The 17393-nt window shown below is 71.9% G+C and carries 14 protein-coding genes, 1 tRNA gene and 1 pseudogene; 15 read left to right on the forward strand and 1 reads right to left on the reverse strand.

Translation table 11 applies throughout. The features are described from left to right. The first annotated feature begins 141 nt into the window (after positions 1 to 141). The 10 genes from ald (at position 142) to GEV10_10900 (ending at position 10286) form a co-directional block, all read left to right on the forward strand. On the forward strand, positions 142 to 1260 hold the full coding sequence (ald, locus tag GEV10_10855) for an alanine dehydrogenase (protein MQA78957.1): 1119 nt from the start codon (positions 142 to 144) through the stop codon (positions 1258 to 1260). 71 nt (positions 1261 to 1331) lie between these two features. Then, entirely contained in the window at positions 1332 to 2249 is a 918-nt protein-coding gene (locus tag GEV10_10860) for a tyrosine recombinase (GenBank protein MQA78958.1), read from the forward strand. A gap of 244 nt (positions 2250 to 2493) precedes the next feature. After that, positions 2494 to 3537, forward strand: coding sequence for an AAA family ATPase (locus GEV10_10865; protein MQA78959.1), 1044 nt, complete (start codon positions 2494 to 2496; stop codon positions 3535 to 3537). Further along, positions 3522 to 3905: a hypothetical protein gene (locus tag GEV10_10870; GenBank protein MQA78960.1), complete on the forward strand. Its 384-nt coding sequence runs from the start codon at positions 3522 to 3524 to the stop codon at positions 3903 to 3905. The genes GEV10_10865 and GEV10_10870 overlap by 16 nt, the downstream gene beginning before the upstream one ends. A 118-nt stretch (positions 3906 to 4023) precedes the next feature. Continuing rightward, on the forward strand, positions 4024 to 4965 hold the full coding sequence (locus tag GEV10_10875) for a segregation/condensation protein A (GenBank protein MQA78961.1): 942 nt from the start codon (positions 4024 to 4026) through the stop codon (positions 4963 to 4965). Between the two features lie 405 nt (positions 4966 to 5370). Further along, entirely contained in the window at positions 5371 to 6447 is a 1077-nt protein-coding gene (locus tag GEV10_10880) for a pseudouridine synthase (GenBank protein ID MQA78962.1), read from the forward strand. Positions 6448 to 6509: 62 nt separating this feature from the next. Then, a complete protein-coding gene (locus GEV10_10885) occupies positions 6510 to 7541 on the forward strand; it encodes a prephenate dehydrogenase/arogenate dehydrogenase family protein (protein MQA78963.1) in 1032 nt (343 codons plus the stop codon). A gap of 51 nt (positions 7542 to 7592) precedes the next feature. Then, entirely contained in the window at positions 7593 to 8267 is a 675-nt protein-coding gene (locus GEV10_10890) for a (d)CMP kinase (GenBank protein MQA78964.1), read from the forward strand. Next, positions 8264 to 8941: a 1-acyl-sn-glycerol-3-phosphate acyltransferase gene (locus tag GEV10_10895; GenBank protein MQA78965.1), complete on the forward strand. Its 678-nt coding sequence runs from the start codon at positions 8264 to 8266 to the stop codon at positions 8939 to 8941. The genes GEV10_10890 and GEV10_10895 overlap by 4 nt, the downstream gene beginning before the upstream one ends. Further along, positions 8835 to 10286 carry a ribosome biogenesis GTPase Der gene (locus GEV10_10900; GenBank protein MQA78966.1) on the forward strand — a complete coding sequence of 484 codons (1452 nt, stop codon included), beginning with the start codon at positions 8835 to 8837 and terminating at the stop codon, positions 10284 to 10286. The genes GEV10_10895 and GEV10_10900 overlap by 107 nt, the downstream gene beginning before the upstream one ends. 22 nt (positions 10287 to 10308) lie before the next feature. On the opposite strand, the gene GEV10_10905 is transcribed toward GEV10_10900, so the two are convergent. Next, entirely contained in the window at positions 10309 to 12261 is a 1953-nt protein-coding gene (locus GEV10_10905; protein MQA78967.1) for an aromatic amino acid lyase, read from the reverse strand. Positions 12262 to 12561: 300 nt separating this feature from the next. Here GEV10_10905 and GEV10_10910 point away from each other — a divergent pair, with 300 nt between their 5' ends. From GEV10_10910 to GEV10_10930, 5 genes and pseudogenes are all read left to right on the forward strand, one after another. Further along, the gene (locus GEV10_10910; GenBank protein ID MQA78968.1) at positions 12562 to 13218 is read left to right on the forward strand and encodes a GntR family transcriptional regulator; all 657 of its coding nucleotides are present in this window, start codon (positions 12562 to 12564) and stop codon (positions 13216 to 13218) included. After that, positions 13215 to 14515, forward strand: a pseudogene (locus tag GEV10_10915) (amino acid deaminase). The gene GEV10_10910 and the pseudogene GEV10_10915 overlap by 4 nt, the downstream one beginning before the upstream one ends. 18 nt (positions 14516 to 14533) lie before the next feature. Beyond that, positions 14534 to 15316 (forward strand): SDR family oxidoreductase, encoded by a 783-nt coding sequence (locus GEV10_10920; protein ID MQA78969.1) that lies wholly within the window; start codon positions 14534 to 14536, stop codon positions 15314 to 15316. A 5-nt stretch (positions 15317 to 15321) separates the two neighbouring features. Then, a complete protein-coding gene (locus GEV10_10925) occupies positions 15322 to 16893 on the forward strand; it encodes an amidohydrolase family protein (protein ID MQA78970.1) in 1572 nt (523 codons plus the stop codon). A gap of 152 nt (positions 16894 to 17045) precedes the next feature. After that, positions 17046 to 17122, forward strand: a tRNA-Pro gene (locus GEV10_10930). The last annotated feature ends 271 nt before the right edge of the window (positions 17123 to 17393 follow it).

Consider the following 17393-nt stretch of genomic DNA (forward strand, 5'->3'; position numbering starts at 1 on the left):
GCCTGTCGGCCGCCTCGGTGGGGCGTGAGGGCCCCGTTGGGCGATGAGGATCTCACACAAAGGGGCACATCTTCACCCGCGCCGACGCTCCGTCGTGACACCCGGAGTCTAGACTCCGGCCGAGATCGAGGAGGTGGCGGCGTGAAGGTCGGGATCCCCCGGGAGACCAAGACACACGAGTACCGGGTGGCGATCACTCCGGCCGGCGTGCACGAGCTCGTCCGGCACGGCCACGACGTCGTGATCGAGGCCGACGCCGGGACGGGGTCCTCGATCACCAACGGTGAGTTCGAGGCGGCCGGCGCGCGGATCCTGCCCACCGCCGACGACGTGTGGGGCGACGGCGACCTGATCCTCAAGGTCAAGGAGCCGATCGCGGAGGAGTTCCACCGCATGCGGGCGGGACAGACGCTCTTCACGTACCTGCACCTCGCCGCGTCCCGCGAGTGCACGCAGGAGCTGGTCGACCACGAGGTGACCGGCATCGCGTACGAGACCGTGCAGCTGCCCGATGGCTCGCTGCCGCTGCTGGCGCCGATGAGCGAGGTCGCCGGACGCATGGCTCCGCAGGCCGGCGCGTACTGCCTGCAGCGTGCCTCGGGCGGCCGCGGCGTGCTCCTCGGGGGCGTGTCCGGCGTGTACGCGGCCAAGGTCGTGGTGATCGGCGCGGGCGTCTCGGGCCGCAACGCCGCGACGATCGCCCTCGGCATGCAGGCCGAGGTGCTGCTGCTCGACCGGAACATCGAGACGCTGCGCCAGGCCGACCGCGTCTACCGCGGCCACCTGCAGACGGTCGCGTCCAACACCTACGAGATCGAGCGGGCCGTGGTCGACGCCGACCTCGTCATCGGCGCGGTGCTCGTGCCCGGCGCGAAGGCGCCGCGCCTGGTCAGCAACGAGCTGGTGTCGCGGATGAAGCCGGGCAGCGTCCTTGTCGACATCTCCGTCGACCAGGGCGGGTGCTTCGAGGACACCAGGCCGACCACCCACGCCGAGCCGACGTTCCGCGTGCACGACTCGCTCTTCTACTGCGTCGCGAACATGCCGGGCGCGGTGCCCAACACCTCCACCCACGCGCTCACCAACGTAACCCTGCCGTACGCCGTCGCGCTGGCCGACAAGGGCTGGCGGCGCGCGCTCGCCGACGACCCGAGCCTCGCCAGGGGACTCAACACCTGCGACGGGCAGGTGACCTATGGACCGGTCGGCGAGGCGCACGGCTTGCCGTGGGTCGACGCCTCGCGGATGCTCGCGCAGTGAGCGCACAGGCAGGTCGGGCGGCGGTGGGCGAGGGGAGCGGCCGTGAGACCCCGCGGGCGCTCGCCGACGGCGTGCGCACCTACCTCGACCACCTCGCCGTCGAGCGCGGGCTCGCCGCCAACACGCTCCAGTCGTACGAGCGCGACCTGCGCAGGTACCTCGAGGTGCTGACCGCTCGCGGCGTCGCCGACCTCGCCACGGTCGGCAGGGAGGACGTCGCGGCGTTCCTGATGGCGCTGCGCGAGGGCGACGACGAGCACCCCGCGCTCGGCGCGAGCTCGGCCGCGCGCGCCGTCGTCGCGGTGCGCGGGCTGCACAAGTTCGCCGTCCGCGAGGGCCTCGCCGCCGACGACCCGGCACGCGAGGTGCGACCGCCCGCGCTGCCGAAGCGGCTGCCGAAGGCCATCGGGGTGGACGAGGTCGAGCGGCTGCTGGTCGCGGCCGGGGGGCTCGGCGACGACACCACCGAGGTGGACGACCCGCTGCGGATACGCGACCGCGCCCTGCTCGAGGTGCTGTACGGCACGGGCGCGCGCATCTCCGAGGCCGTCGGGCTCGACGTCGACGACCTCGATCTCGGCAACGCCTCGGTCCTGCTCCGCGGCAAGGGCGGCAAGGAGCGGATGGTGCCGGTGGGCACGTATGCCGCCCGCGCCGTCGAGGCCTGCCTCGTCCGCTCGCGACCAGTGCTCGCTCCGCGCGGGCGCGGCACGCCGGCGCTGTTCCTCAATGCGCGCGGCGGCCGGCTCAGCCGGCAGAGCGCCTGGACGGTGCTGCAGCGTGCCGCCGGCCGCGCACGGCTGAAGGGCGTCTCGCCGCACACGCTGCGCCACTCGTTCGCCACCCACCTGCTCGACGGCGGCGCCGACATCCGGGTCGTCCAGGAGCTGCTCGGCCACGCGTCGGTCGCGACGACGCAGGTCTACACGCTGGTCACGGTCGACCGGCTCCGCGAGGTCTACGCCCTCTCGCACCCGCGCGCCCGCTGAGCCACGTGTACCCGATTTGCTTCAAGATCAACTTTGCGTGATCATGGTCTCCGCCCGGCGGCCACGCCGCTCGTGGCTCTTTAGCACTCAATCGATTTGTCGACAGAGAAACTTCGCGACATCCGGCGCGCCTCCACGCCGTTCGCGTGCGCTGTTCCTAGTCTCACGTGCAGAGGGATCCGCCCCCGAAGCACACGCATCTGGAGGGTGAAGCGTCTTGACCGATCCGAGCCAGGTACGAGCGATGCCTTCCCGCACCGGTCAGCATCCGGACGACGTTCGCGCCGGTCTGCCTGACCCCACCCGCGTTGCGCCACCGAGCCCGCACCGTCCCGAAGACCCCGTCCTCGACCGTCCCGTCATCCCCGCGCCGACCCTGCCCGTCGAGCCGGAGGACGAGGCCCTCATGGCCCCGGCCAACGACACGGAGCAGCCGCGCAGGTCCTCGCGGTACGGCCCCACCGGCCGGCTGATGCCGCGGTTCCCCGAGCCGCCGCCCCTGACCGAGCACGGCCCCGCGCGCATCGTCTCGCTGTGCAACCAGAAGGGCGGCGTCGGCAAGACCACGACCACGATCAGCCTCGGCGCCACCCTCGCGGAGTACGGCCGCAAGGTGCTGCTCGTCGACTTCGACCCGCAGGGCGCGTTGTCGGTCGGTCTCGGCGCGAATCCGCACGACCTCACCAGCACCATCTACAACCTGCTGATGGAGCGCGACGTCGGGCTCGACCAGGTGATCAAGCCGTCCGGTGTCGCCGGGCTCGACCTGCTGCCGAGCAACATCGACCTGTCCGCGGCCGAGGTGCAGCTCGTCGGCGAGGTGGCGAGGGAGCAGGCGCTGTCCCGCGTGCTGCGAGAGGCGGTCCCGCACTACGACGTCATCCTCATCGACTGCCAGCCGTCCCTCGGCCTGCTCACGATCAACGCGCTCACCGCGAGCGACAGCGTGATCGTCCCGCTGGAGTGCGAGTTCTTCGCGCTGCGCGGCGTTGCCCTGCTGATGGAGACGATCCACAAGGTGCAGGAGCGGCTCAACCCCGATCTCGCGATCGAGGGCGTCCTCGCCACGATGTACGACTCGCGCACCCTGCATACCAAGGAGGTCCTGGCACGGCTGGTGGAGGCGTTCGGCGACACGGTGTTCCACACCGTCGTCAACCGCACGGTCCGCTTCCCCGACGCAAGCGTCGCGGGTGAGCCGATCAACATCAGCGCACCCAACTCCAACGGTGCCAAGGCGTACCGCAACCTCGCGAAGGAGGTGCTCGCCCGATGGCACGACGCGTGAGCCTCCCCGGCGCGGACGAGTTCTTCCGGCACGCCCTCGTCGCCCAACCGGAGGCCGCCGGCGCCGAGGGCGCCTCGCCGGTCCGGCTCGTGCCAGGCGCCGAGCGCGCCGCAGACCTGCGTCCCACCGGTCCCGCGCCGGCGCGGCGGGGGACCGGCAGAGAGAAGCACGACGAGAAGATCACGGTCTACGTCTCGGCCGACGAGCTGTTCGACCTGGAGCAGGCACGGCTGACCCTGCGCCGGCACCACGGGCTGCCCGTCGACCGGGGCCGGATCGTCCGTGAGGCCCTCGCCGCGCTGCTGGAGGACCTCGAGGAGAACGGCACCGACAGCGTCCTCGTGCAGCGGCTACGGGACGGGTGTTGACGGCAGCCATCAGCGAAGGAGCTGACGAGCGAGCCGGAGGTAGGGGCCGCGATGTGGCGAGCACCGCGCCGTGCGTGGCCGCGGCGCCTTCCGGAGGGGAGCGAGGAGGCGGTCGCGTATGACGGCCCTCGATACGTCGGTTACCGTGCCTGCCGTGACCGAGGAGCAGCTCTCGCCCGGCGGCGAGCCACTGGCGCCGATGGCGCGCCCGCCCTTCGAGGTGCACCTCGACGTGTTCGACGGCCCGTTCGACCTGCTCCTCGGGCTGATCTCCAAGCACAAGCTCGACGTCACCGAGGTCGCTCTGTCGAAGGTCACCGACGACTTCATCGCGTACATCGGGGCGTTCGGCTCGGAGTGGGATCTCGAGCAGACCACGCACTTCCTCGTCGTCGCGGCCACCCTGCTCGACCTCAAGGCCGCCCGGCTGCTCCCGCAGGCCGACATCGACGACGAGGAGGACCTCGCCCTGCTGGAGGCGCGCGACCTGCTCTTCGCTCGGCTGATGCAGTACAAGGCGTACAAGCAGGTCGCAGCCGACTTCGCCGGGCGGATGGCCGAGGCGAGCCGCAGGTTCCCGCGCAGCGTGAGCCTGGAGCCCCAGTACGCCGACATGCTGCCCGAGGTGATCCTCGCGATCGGCCCGCACGAGCTGGCGAAGCTCGCGGCGGCGGCGATGCGGCCGCGGCTGCCCGAGACCGTGGGCGTCGACCACATCCACTACCCGAAGATCAGCGTCAGGGAGCAGGCGGCGATCATCGTCGAGCGGCTCAGGGAGAGCAGGCAGACGACGTTCCGCACGCTCACCTCGGACTGCACGGCACCCTTCGAGGTGATCGGACGCTTCCTCGCCCTGCTGGAGCTGTTCCGCGAGGGCGTCGTGTCGTTCGAGCAGGTGACGCCGCTGGGCGAGCTCAACGTCAGGTGGACGGGGAGCGACGCGGGCAGTGTCGAGGTCGACGACGAGTACGACGAACCAGCGCAGGGCGACGCGGCCGAGTCCGACGCGGCCGAGTCCGACGCGGGTGAGGAACGAGGAGACAGTGATGAGCACGGATGAGCCGGACGGCCAGGTCGAGGCCGTGCCCGGGCTCGCGGACGAGTCGACCAACGGCACCGCACCGCACCACGACGAACCGACCGCGGACGAGGCGGACCAGCCGGCGGACGAGACCCCTGCCGGCGGGGCCGACGACGCTCCCGCGGAGGAGTCCGTCACCGAGCAGGAGCCGGCGAGCCCGCCGGTGGTCGGCGGCGACCTGCCGCCGCTTGCCAGCGCGCTCGAGGCCGTCCTGATGATCGTCGACGAGCCCGTGCCGACGGTCCAGTTGGCCCAGGTGCTCGAGACGCCGCGGGCGGAGGTCGACGCGACGCTGCGCGGGCTCGCCGAGGAGTACACCGCCGCCGGCCGCGGGTTCGACCTGCGTGAGGTCGCGGGCGGCTGGCGTTACTACAGCCGCACCGAATGCGCGCCGGTCGTCGAGCGGTTCGTGCTCGACGGCCAGCAGGCGCGGCTCACCCATGCGGCGCTGGAGACCCTGGCCGTGGTCGCGTACCGGCAGCCGGTGAGCAGGGCGCGTGTCTCGGCGATCCGCGGCGTCAACTGCGACGGCGTGATCCGCACGCTCGTCAGCCGCGGCCTGATCGAGGAGGCCGGCACCGAGCAGGAGAGCAACGCGATCCTCTACCGCACCACGTCGTACTTCCTCGAGCGGATCGACGTGCAGAGCGTCGACGACCTGCCCGACATCGCCCCCTACCTGCCCGCGATCGACGAGCTCGCCGACAACGAGGACGTCGCAGGTTGACCGACGACGCCACCTCGGCGATACGGCTGCAGCGGGTGCTGGCCCAGGCCGGGTTCGGCAGCCGCCGTGCGTGCGAGGACCTCATCGCCGCCGGCCGGGTGACGGTCGACGGCGTCGTCGCCGCGCTCGGTGCCCGCGTCGACGAGAACACCGCGGTGGTGCGGGTCGACGGCATGCGCATACCGTCGGCGCCCGACCTCGCCTACCTGGCCCTCAACAAGCCCGAGGGCGTCGTGAGCACGATGGACGACCCGGAGGGCCGTACCGACCTGTCCGACTACGTCGCCGACCGACCCGAGCGGCTGTTCCACGTCGGGCGGCTCGATACCGCGACCGAGGGTCTGCTGCTGCTGACCAACGACGGTGAGCTGGCCAACCGGCTGGCGCACCCGAGCTACGAGGTGCGCAAGACCTACGTCGCCGAGGTGACCGGTACGGTGCCGAACAGGTTGGGCGACCGGCTGCGCGCGGGTGTCGAGCTCGACGACGGTCCGGTCGCGGTCGACGAGTTCCGGATCGTGCAGCGCGCGAGCGGACGCACGCTCGTCGAGCTGGTCCTGCACGAGGGCCGCAACAGGATCGTCCGCCGGCTGCTCGCGGCGGTCGACCATCCCGTGACGCGGCTCGTCCGCACCCGGGTCGGGCCGGTGTCGCTCGGTGACCTGCCGTCGGGGACCCTGCGTGACCTGACGACCCGGGAAGTGGGTCTGCTCTACCAGGAGGTCGCCTTGTGAGTGGTCCTGAGGATGCGATCGCCGCCGCGCCCAAGCGGCTGCTCGTCGTCGGTACGGGACTGATGGGCACGTCGGCGGCGCTCGCCGCGCGCGCGACGGGCGCGGAGGTCTACCTGTACGACACGACGCCCCATCACCTCGCGCTGGCCGCGCAGATGGGTGCGGGCACGCCGTACGACGACGGCACAGGGCCCGTCGATCTGGTGCTGCTCGCCGTGCCGCCACACCTCGTGGGGGCGGAGCTGGCGCGCTGGCAGCGCCGTGACGCCGGCGCGGTCTACACCGACGTCGCGAGCGTGAAGGCCGGGCCGCGCCGCGACGCGCGCGCCCTCGGCTGTGACCTGACCACGTACGCCGGCGGGCATCCACTCGCCGGCAGGGAGCTGTCCGGGCCGAAGGCGGCCGCGAGCGACCTGTTCCTCGGCCGGCCGTGGGCGGTGTGCCCGGGCGACGCCCGTCCCGACGTCGTCGCCGTGGTGACCGCGTTCGCCCGGTCGTTGGGTGCCGACCCGCTGGTGATGGACGAGGACGACCACGACGCCGCGGTCGCCGCGACGTCACACGCGCCGCACGTGCTGGCGAGCGTCATGGCGGCCCGGCTGCCGGACGCCGACACCCGCCTCGCCGGCCAGGGCGTGCGCGACGTCACCCGGGTGGCCGACGGCGATCCGGCGCTGTGGACCTCGATCCTGTCCGGCAACGCCGTCGCGGTCGCCGACACGCTGGCCGCCGCGTCGCGCGACCTCGACGCGATGGCCGTCGCGTTGCGGGCGGTCGCCACCGGCGACGAGGCCGCCGCCGGCGACGTGCGCGCGCTGCTGGAGCGCGGTGTCACCGGCCGCATGGCGCTGCCCGGCAAGCACGGCGGACCGACCCGCACGTACGCCGTCGTCACGGTGATGCTGCCGGACGAGCCGGGGCAGCTCGCCCGGCTGTTCCACGACGCGGACACCACCGGTGTCAACGTCGAGGACATCGCGCTCGAGCACTCGCCAGGTGCGCTCGTCGGTGTCGTGGAGCTCAGCGTGCGGCCGGAGACCAGAGACACCCTGGTGGCGGGGCTGCGCGCGTCAGGCTGGGACGTGCCCGGGTAATCTTCGTACCAGCCCGCCATCCCTCCCGCATGTCCGTCGAAGGAGAGTACGTTGCCCGCCGACCAGTCCCACGTCGTGATCGCGGTCGACGGCCCGTCCGGCAGCGGCAAGTCCAGCGTCGCTCGCGGTGTCGCGAGCAAGCTCGGCTACCGCTATCTCGACACCGGCGCCATGTACCGCGCGATGACGTGGTGGATGCTCGACCGTGCGATCCCTGTCGACGACCCCGCGGCGGTCGCGGCTGCCACCGACCACCCCGTCCTCGAGGTCACCGCCGACCCGGCGAACCCGTCGATCACGGTCGACGGCGTCGACGTCGCCGAGGAGATCCGCACCCGTGAGGTGACCAACGCCGTGAGCGCGGTGAGCGCCGTGCCCGAGGTGCGCAGGCGGCTCGTGGCCCTGCAGCGCGCGCTGATCGGCAACGGTGCCATCGTCGTCGAGGGACGCGACATCGGCACGGTCGTCGCGCCCAACGCCACGGTCAAGGTCTTCCTCGTCGCAGACGAGGGGACGCGGGCCGCGCGGCGCACCGACGACGTCCACGCACGCCTCGGCACCGCGGTCGAGGTGACGCAGGCCGACCTCGCCAGGCGCGACCGGCTCGACTCGACCAGGGCGGCCTCGCCACTGACCAAGGCCGGCGACGCCGTCGAGATCGACTCGACCGCGCTCGGCCTCGAAGAGGTCATCGACCGCGTGCTCTCGCTCGTGCACGCGGCATGAGCACAGGAACCGGCCTCCCGTTGCGGCAGACCGAGCACCCGAGGGCCATCAGGCCCGGCCGGCAGTTCGCGAGGCTCCTCTCGGCCGCGACGTACCGGGTGCGCGTCCACGGCCGCGAGCACGTCCCGGCGAGCGGACCGGTCATCCTCGCGATCAACCACCGCAACATCCTCGACGGCCCGGTGGTGTACGGCGCCTGCCCGCGCCCCGCGCGGTTCCTCGTCAAGGCGGAGATGTTCAGCGGCGCGCTCGGCGTGGTCCTCCGCCAGGTCGGGCAGATCCCGATCAGGCGCGGCACTCCCGACCGCGGCGCGCTGCGCACGTGCATGAGCTGGCTGCGGCGCGGCGAGGTGCTTGGCGTGTTCCCCGAGGGCACCAGGGGCCAGGGCGACTTCGGTCAGGTGCGGCACGGCCTGACCTGGCTCGCCCTGCGGGCGCAGGCGCCGGTCGTGCCCGTGGTCTGCCTGGGGATCGCCGAGTCACTCGACGGGCGTAAGCTGCCGAAGCTCAGGTCCCCGGTCGACGTCGTGTTCGGCGAGGCGTTCGAGGTCGGGGCCTACGGTGACCGTGCCTCCCGCCGCGTGCTCGCCGAAGCAGCGGAGGACGTGCGGGTCCGGCTGGTGGAACACCACGAGGCCGCGGCGAAGCTGGCAGGGCGGCAACTCGGTGACTGAGACAACGCAGGCAGACGCGACGACGGTGGCGCCGGTGGTCGCCGTGGTCGGGCGACCCAACGTCGGCAAGTCGACGCTCGTGAACCGCATCCTCGGCCGTCGCGAGGCGGTCGTCGAGGACGTGCCCGGCGTCACCCGCGACCGCGTCGCGTACGACGCCGATTGGCGCGGACGCCGGTTCGTCCTGCTCGACACCGGCGGCTGGCAGGTCGACGGCCGCGGCCTCGCGGCGCAGATCACCGACCAGGCGAAGCTCGCCGTCGACATGGCAGACCTCGTGCTGTTCGTCGTCGACACCCTCGTCGGCATCACCGAGGAGGACGCCGCGGTCGGGCGCCTGCTGCAGCGCTCCGGCAAGCCGGTCGTGCTCGCGGCCAACAAGGTCGACGACCAGCGGGCCGAGGCCGACGCGACCTCGCTGTGGAGCCTCGGCCTCGGCGAGCCGGTGCCGGTGAGCGCGTTGCACGGCCGGGGGAGCGGCGACCTGCTCGACGTCGTGTTCGACCGGCTGCCGGAGCCGCCGCCCGACATGTCCGAGGAGGAGGGCGGCCCGCGGCGGGTCGCCATCGTGGGCAAGCCCAACGTCGGCAAGTCGAGCCTGCTCAACAAGCTGGCGGGCGCCGAGCGGGTGCTGGTCGACGCGGTCGCCGGCACGACCCGCGACCCGGTCGACGAGCTGATCGAGCTCGGCGGCCGCACCTGGCGGTTCGTCGACACGGCGGGCATCAGGCGGCGGGTCAGGGAGGCGTCGGGCAGCGAGTACTACTCGTACCTGCGCACCGAGCAGGCGCTGGAGTCCGCCGAGGTCGCCGTCGTGCTCGTCGACGCCAGCGAACCACTCGCCGAGCAGGATCTCCGGATCCTGTCGGCGGCCGGCGATGCCGGACGCGCCCTCGTCCTCGTCTTCAACAAGTGGGACCTGCTCGACGACGAGCGCAAGGAGCTCCTCGAGCGCGAGATCGACCGTCAGCTCGTCCGGGTCAGGTGGGCACCGCGGGTGAACCTCTCGGCGGGCAGCGGCTGGCACGTCAACCGCCTCGTCACCGCGCTCGACACCGCGCTCGCGGGTTGGGAGACCCGCGTGACGACCGGGCGCCTCAACGGGTGGCTGTCCGACGTCGTCGCGGCGACGCCGCCGCCGGTGCGCGGCGGCAAGCAGCCGAAGGTGCTGTTCGCGACCCAGGCCGGCATCGCGCCGCCGCACTTCGTCCTGTTCACCAGCGGCCCGCTCGAGGCCGGTTACCTGCGGTTCCTCGAGCGCCGGCTACGCGAGGAGTTCGGCTTCGAGGGCACCCCGGTGAAGCTGAGCCTGCGGGTCAGGGAGCGCCGCGGCCGGTCCCGCTGACGCCCCCTGACCGGCGTCGTCGTCAGGGCGGCGACACGGCGCGCGGGTAGTAGGTCGTCGCGGGGTGGGAGCGGAGGAAACTGTAGGCGATCTCGCCCGGCGGCTTCGGTGGCCGGTTCTTCGACTGCCACGGCACCACCTTCCGGAACGCCTTCCATGCCGCTGTCGGAGCGGTGCCGAACGACCGGTCCATGTTCAGCTTCTCGCCCTGGATCTCCCGGATGTTCAGCCAGTACGTGGCAGTCAACAGGCTCTGTGCCTGCAACCGTCCGAGGTCGGTGAGCATGGCCTTCAGGGCCGCAACCTTGAGCGAGGTCGAGGCCTGCAGATCCTCGACGTTCGCCACGATGGAGTTCCCCTCCACCGGTATCGGGTTCTGGTGTGTGTGCACCGACTGCAGCAGGTCAGCGAGGGCGTAGCTGTCCGCTCTCGGTGCCGCGCGGGTCTGCTGCTGTGCCGTCAGCCCGTACGAGGGCTCGATGACCGTGAAGAACGTGCTCTCGAACCGCAACGGCACCATCGCGTCGGTGACCGCGCAGTTCGCGAGCGCGTTGGTCAGCGCCTCGATCTCGTTGGCGACCGGGTAGGGATCCCAGTTCGCGTTGGAGAGTATGTAGCCGTGCCCGCATCCGGTGCCGCCGAGGCCCTTGCCCACACAGCGCTCGGTGTTCGGGCCGCCCTTGACGTAGTACTGCTTGAGCCACGGTTCGTTGAGCTCGGGCGCCGAACTCGGCGACCAGCCCGGTGCCACGGACGGGTTGTGGTCGGAGGCGTTGATCTGGATCAGCAGGGCATCGCGCAGCTGTTTCCAGGCGGTCCACGCCGCGGCGTTGCGCTGGCTCATCGCACGCAGACTCTCCGGATCCTGGATGATCCGCTTCGGTACGCCGTCCTCGGACTCCTCGTCCCTGGCGAGGAGGTAACTGCCCTTGATCATGTCGAGCACGCGCGCGGCGGTCGCCTTCCATTGCGGGTCGGGGCGGATGGCGCGCACCGGCGCGGCGAGGGGGGTGATGCTGCTGTTCATCGCCTGGAGATCCATGGCGTAGAGCAGGTCCTGCCAGTTCAGTGCCTGTTGCGCGTCGTGGACGTGCAACGCGGCCTGTCCCATCGAGTACGCGTTGCTGCTGGTGAGGGCGGCTTCGTCAGCGGCGAACGGCGCACCGGGCGCCAGTGGCTGTGCGGGCTGGTCCTGGAGCGGCTTCAGGCCCGCCTCGGCCAGGGCACGCTTCGCGGTCATCCGCTTGCCGTGGAAGTACGCGTACCCGACTCCCACCATCGTCGCCGCGACGTTGCCGAGCTGCGGCAGGTCACCTTCGCCCGGCGACCCCCGCGACTGGACGACCGGCGTGACGTCCTTGTTGAGCAGGTCGACCAGCATCTGCGTGAGTTGGGGGCTGGCCGCTTCGTAGCTCATCGTGTTGACGCGGAAGGCCATCATCGCCCGCACGACCTCGCGGCTGGCCTCGGGACCTGATCCTCCGGTCGCGCCGGACCTGAAGTTCCTCAGCTGGCTCTGGAGCAGATAGTCCCGGTTGGAACAACGCTGTCCGGTGGTCGGACAGGTCGGTGAATCCGAGGTGACCTTCGTCGACAGCGGGTCGCCAGAGAAGATCACTTCCTGCCGTCCCGAGCCGGCGGCCCGGTTGAACCAGTAGACGGGCACGCCCTCTCGTGCGCCCTGGAGAAGCAGGTAGTAGGCATTGAGCGAGCGTTGCCGAGCTCCCGAGGTGAGCCGGATCTTCGCGCCGTTCCTCGCGACGTCGACGATGTCGCCGATGGACATGCGCTTTCCGTCGGCCGTGACGGTGCCATCCGCGTTGACCGTCGTGTAGGCCGATGTTTCATACGCGGAAACAGCTTGTGTCGATCCACGAACCTCTTGCGGATAGATGCTCGACGTCAAGGTGGCCATCAGTCCGATGGCGACCAGGACGACCAGAATGCGCCGTGTGCGCAGGAACCGTTGCCTCATGGGATAAACCCTCCAGAGCGGGCGCCGCCGGTGAATCGACGAAGCGGCGACCTGCCGTCAGGTCCCAGGGTCCTGGCCAGGGTTTACCGGGATGAAATTTCGATTCACATTAGTGGATGGAGATGGCTGAGCGGAAGATGTGCGCTCGAAGTCAGCGGTCGGGTGCGACGAGCTGTAGCCATCATCGGAGACGGGCTTCCACTGCAAGACGTCCTCGAAGCCGGCTGGGAGGATCCGGTGGCCTGATAGGTTCTGCGTGGTCACGGCTTGCTCCGGCGCGGGCTTGGTGGGATCAACACGTTGGACGTTTTCGGCACCATCACGAGGTCGCGGCTGCACGACGCCATCGTCGAGGAGATCGTCGGCGGCATCCGTGCCGGCCGGCTGGCCGCGGGCGACTCGCTGCCGGCGGAGCGGTTGCTCGCCGAGCAGTTCGGTGTCGGGCGCAGCTCGGTGCGCGAGGCACTGCGCATCCTGGAGCACGCCGGCGTCCTCGAGGTGCGGGTCGGCAAGGGCACGTTCGTGACGGGCGAGGCCCGGTCCAGGGCCGCGGTCATGCGTGCGGAGGCCGCGATGGTCGGCGACCACAGCACGCTCGACGTATTCGTCGCCAGGATCGCGGTCGAGCCGTTCTGCGCCGAGGTCGCGGCGTCCGCGCGCACCACCTCGGACGAGCAGGCGCTGCGGCGGCTCCTCGACGAGCAGCGGGGGATCAGCTCGGGAGACGAACCTGCCGACCCGGACAGGCTCCACCGCGCGATCGCGGAGGCGACGCACAACTCGGTGCTCGTCGCCCTCGTCGGTCAGCTCGTCGCGATGACGCACCAGGTCACCTGTCACGAGCTGCGCGACCGAGCGCACGCGCAGATCGTCGCGTCCGTCCTCGCGGGCGACGGCACGAGAGCACGTGAGGCGATGACCGCGCACCTGCGCGCGATCGAAGAGGGGTGTGGATGAACGCGAGCATCGACCGGGCGAGGATCGCCGCGCTGGCGGAGCAGCGGATCGGACCGCTGGTCAAGGGCATGCCGGTCGACGCCGGCGAGCTGACGTACGCCGAGCTCGCGGCGCAGCGGCGCGACCTGCTCAGAGGCGGGTTCACCAGCCCGCTGCTGGCGCTGGACCGCACGGCGCTCGAGGCGAACGTCGCCGCCATGGCGCGCTGGTGCGCGGAGCAGGGCGTCTCGCTCGCGCCGCACGGCAAGACGACGATGGCGCCGGCGCTGTGGGCGCGCCAGCTCGACGCGGGGGCGTGGGCCATCACCGTCGCGAACATCGCACAGGCGCGGGTCGCGCGGGCGTTCGGGGTGAGCACCGTCGTGATCGCCAACGAGATCGCCGGCGCCGCCGGCCTCGGCTGGCTCGCCGCCGAGATGGCGGCCGACCAGGACTGCAGGTTACTGTTCTGGGTCGACTCGGTCGCGGGCGTCCACGAGGCCGACGCCGGCCTGCGCGCGGGCGGCGCCGCGCGGCCCGTCGACGTCCTCGTCGAGCTCGGCACCTCGCCGGGCCGTGGGGGCTGCCGCGACGCGGACACCGCGGAGGAGGTGGCGCGCGCCGTCGCCGGCTGTTCGGCGTTGCGGCTCGCAGGCGTGTCCGCGTTCGAGGGGGTCGTCAGGGCGAGACGGTGACCGGCGCCGTGGCGGGGGTCGACCGGATGCTCGACCGCATGCACGACGTGGTGCTGCGGCTCGCGAAGGCGGGCCTGTTCACCGGGCGCGACGAGGTCGTCGTCTCCGCCGGCGGCAGCGCCTACTTCGACCGGGTCGTCGAGGTGCTCGGTGACGTCGGCTCGCGGCTCGACGTCCCGGTGCGGGTGCTGCTGCGCAGCGGGTGCTACCTGACCCACGACGAGGGCATGTACTCCCGGCTCGCGCCGTGCGCTCGGGACGTGCCGGGCGCTCCGGACTTCACGCCGGCCCTTCGTGCCTGGGGGCAGGTGTGCTCGCGACCCGAGCCTGGCCTGGCGCTGTTGACGATGGGCCGCAGGGACGTGTCGTACGACGCGGGCCTGCCGAACCCGCGGCTGCGCAGCCGGCCGCGCGACGACGTCCCCACGCCATTGCGCGGCATGCGAGTGACGGCGCTGAACGACCAGCATGCGTTCGTCGAGATACGCGAGGGAGCGGAGCTGGATGTCGGCGACTGGGTCGGCAGCGGCATCTCGCACCCGTGCACGTCCTTCGAGCGGTGGCAGGTGATCCCCGTCGTGGAGGGCACGACGGTCGTCGACTTCGTCCACACGTTCTTCTGAGCCGGGAGGTGAGGCGTCGTGCGCTTCGACGGTCGGGTGGTCCTCGTCACCGGTGCGGTCGGTGGTATCGGCGCGGAGCTGTGCCGGCGGTTCGTCGCGGAGGGCGCGGTCGTCGTCGGCGCCGATCTCGACGACGAGGCGGTGCGCCGGCAGGCGGAGCGTGACGGCTGGGCGCGGGGCGTCCGCCTCGACGTCACCGACGGCCCGCGGGTCAGGGAGACGTTCGCGGCGCTGGCGGCCGGCGTGGGACCGGTCGACGTGCTCGTCAACAACGCCGCGGCGTGCGACGACGCGGACTTCGCCCACCTGACCGAGGAGCACTGGGACCGCGAGGTGGCGGTCACGCTGAAGGGCACGTTCCTCTGCTCCCAGGCGGCGCTGCCGGCGATGATCGAGCGCGGCGGGGGAGCGATCCTCAACGTGGCGTCGGTCAACGCCGTGACGTACGCGGGCAACGAGGCGTACAGCGCGGCGAAGGCGGGCATGCTGAGCCTCACCCGCAGCATCGCGGTGCGCTACGGCGGCCGCGGGGTGCGGTGCAACGCAGTGCTGCCCGGCACGATCCACACGCCGGTCTGGGACACCCGCCTCGCGGTCGATCCCACGGTGCTCGACCGGGTGACGAAGTGGTACCCGCTCGGCCGGGTGGGGGCGCCGGCCGACGTCGCCGAGGCGATCCTCTTCCTGTGCTCGGCGCAGGCCGCCTGGATCACCGGCGCCGCGCTTCCGGTCGACGGCGGGCTGCTGGCGGGCAACGTCGCGCTGACCGACGACATCGTCATCGCCGGAGGTGACGGGTGACCGGGCTGCCCGCGGTCGTGCTGCGCGGCGGCCGGGTCGTCGACGGGCGCGGCGGCGAACCGACCCGCGCGGACGTGCTGGTGGTGGGGAACCGGATCGCCGGCGTCGGCACGGGTCTCGCCGGCATCGCCGATGCCGATGTCGTCGACTGCGCGGACCGGTACGTCCTGCCGGGTCTCGTCGACGTGCACTCCCATGCGGACGCCACCGTCTTCGAGTCCGAGGTGCAGCGTGCGCTGCTCCGGCAGGGCGTCACGAGCGTCGTCGCCGGGCAGGACGGCGTCTCGTACGCGCCGGGCGACGGTTCGTACGCCACGACGTACTTCGGTGCCCTGCTCGGTCCGCACCCGGCGTACGGCTGTGGCGGTGTCGCGTCGCTGCTCGCGGCGTACGACGGTGCAGTGCCGGTCAACGTCGCCTACCTGGTGCCACATGGCACGGTGCGCCACGAGGTGCTCGGCGACGACGACCGTGCGCCGACGGATGACGAGCTCGTCGCGATGGAGGCGCTGGTGCGTCGCGGTCTCGCCGAGGGTGCCGTCGGGCTCTCGACCGGCCTCGACTACGTCCCCGGCCTGTTCGCCGACGCCGCCGAGATCGCCCGCCTCTGCGTCCCGGTCGCGGAGGCCAGCGGCACCTACGTCACCCACATGCGCGGCGGCTACGAGCACGCGGCAGCGGGCGGGGTGACGGAGGTGGTCGAGATCTGCCGCGCGAGCGGCGTCCGCGGGCATCTCTCGCACTACCACGGTCCCGGTGACACGCTCGTCGCGCTGCTCGACGAGGCGGCCGTGGACGGCGTCGCGCTGACGTACGACGCGTACCCGTACCGCGCGGGCTGCACGCTGCTGTCGATGCCGGTGCTCCCACCGGACCTGTTGAGGGAGCCCGTCAACGTGGCCGTGGCCCGGCTGCGCGACCCGGCCTACCGGGCCTGGCTGCTCAGGGAATGGATGCCGTCCGTCGCGTCGGTGCCGGCCACGGGTCCCGGCTGGGAGGGGCGGCTCCGGCTGGCCTTCGTCGCCGCGGAGCGCCACGCCTGGGCCGCCGGCCTGACCCCCGTGGACGCCGCCGCCCGGGTGGACGCCGACGTGCACACGTTCCTGCTCGACCTGCTCGCGGATTCGGACCTGGCGGTCACCGCGGTGATGCCCGTACCCGACCCGCGTCCGGTCGACGACCTCGCGGTGCTCGTCCGCGACAGCAGGCACATGGGAGGCAGCGACGGCATCTACCTCGGCACGCACCCGCACCCGCGCGGCTGGGGCAGCTTCGCCCGATTGCTCGGCCGGCACACCCGCGAGCGCGCGGACCTCACCTGGGGCGAGGCCGCCGCCCACTTGTCCGCCCACCCCGTCTCGCGGCTGGGCCTGGGGACCCGAGGCCGCGTGGAGCCGGGCGCCGTCGCCGACCTGATCGTCGTCGACCCGTCGACCGTGACCGACCAGGCGACCTATGCCGACCCCCGACACCCCGCGGTCGGCATCGACGACGTCCTCGTCGCCGGCGTCCCGGTGCTCCACGACGGCGCCCTCACGGGCGCCACCCCAGGCACCGGCATCCGCCGTTCCCCGTGACAGAGCCGTCGACCGCGCGTCGACCACGTCAACCTGGTGGACGTGGACTCCACCTCACGCAGGGACAACGCGAACCGGTTCGCGACGTGAGGCTGCGGACGCGACAACCGGGAAGCGGTCCGGCGCGGCGCTGCGATAGGCTTCGGGCGTTCCGGGCTGTGGCGCAGTTTGGTAGCGCACTTGACTGGGGGTCAAGGGGTCGCAGGTTCAAATCCTGTCAGCCCGACCACGGAACCGAACGAGCCCCGGACCAGCGTTTGTGCAGGTCAGGGGCTCGTTCGTGTTCGACCGCAAGACGCCCGTGTGGGTAGCTCGTGAGTGTCGGCGCCAGGCCTTTGTGTGACAAACTGAGGGACTAGGGGCTAGGAGCGTGGGTCCGTATTGGCGAATCCGCCGCGCCGCGGCGCTGATGGGGCTGCTGGGCGGTTAGCGTGGCGGGCCGTGTGCCGGCATGAGTGAGGTGGTCGTGCTCGTCGTTGATGCTCAGCGATCAGCGATCA

The sequence above is a fragment of the Streptosporangiales bacterium genome (assembly GCA_009379955.1).
GTDB lineage: Bacteria > Actinomycetota > Actinomycetes > Streptosporangiales > WHST01 > WHST01.

What these genes read in the sequence shown, in the direction of transcription:
- GEV10_10905 (MQA78967.1), bottom strand. Translation starts at nt 12,261, where the DNA reads ATGAGGCAACGGTTCCTGCGCACACGGCGCATTCTGGTCGTCCTGGTC.
- GEV10_10895 (MQA78965.1), top strand. Translation starts at nt 8,264, where the DNA reads ATGAGCACAGGAACCGGCCTCCCGTTGCGGCAGACCGAGCACCCGAGG.
- GEV10_10870 (MQA78960.1), top strand. Translation starts at nt 3,522, where the DNA reads ATGGCACGACGCGTGAGCCTCCCCGGCGCGGACGAGTTCTTCCGGCAC.
- GEV10_10875 (MQA78961.1), top strand. Translation starts at nt 4,024, where the DNA reads ATGACGGCCCTCGATACGTCGGTTACCGTGCCTGCCGTGACCGAGGAG.
- GEV10_10885 (MQA78963.1), top strand. Translation starts at nt 6,510, where the DNA reads ATGGGCACGTCGGCGGCGCTCGCCGCGCGCGCGACGGGCGCGGAGGTC.
- GEV10_10865 (MQA78959.1), top strand. Translation starts at nt 2,494, where the DNA reads ATGCCTTCCCGCACCGGTCAGCATCCGGACGACGTTCGCGCCGGTCTG.
- GEV10_10880 (MQA78962.1), top strand. Translation starts at nt 5,371, where the DNA reads ATGCGCGCCGGTCGTCGAGCGGTTCGTGCTCGACGGCCAGCAGGCGCG.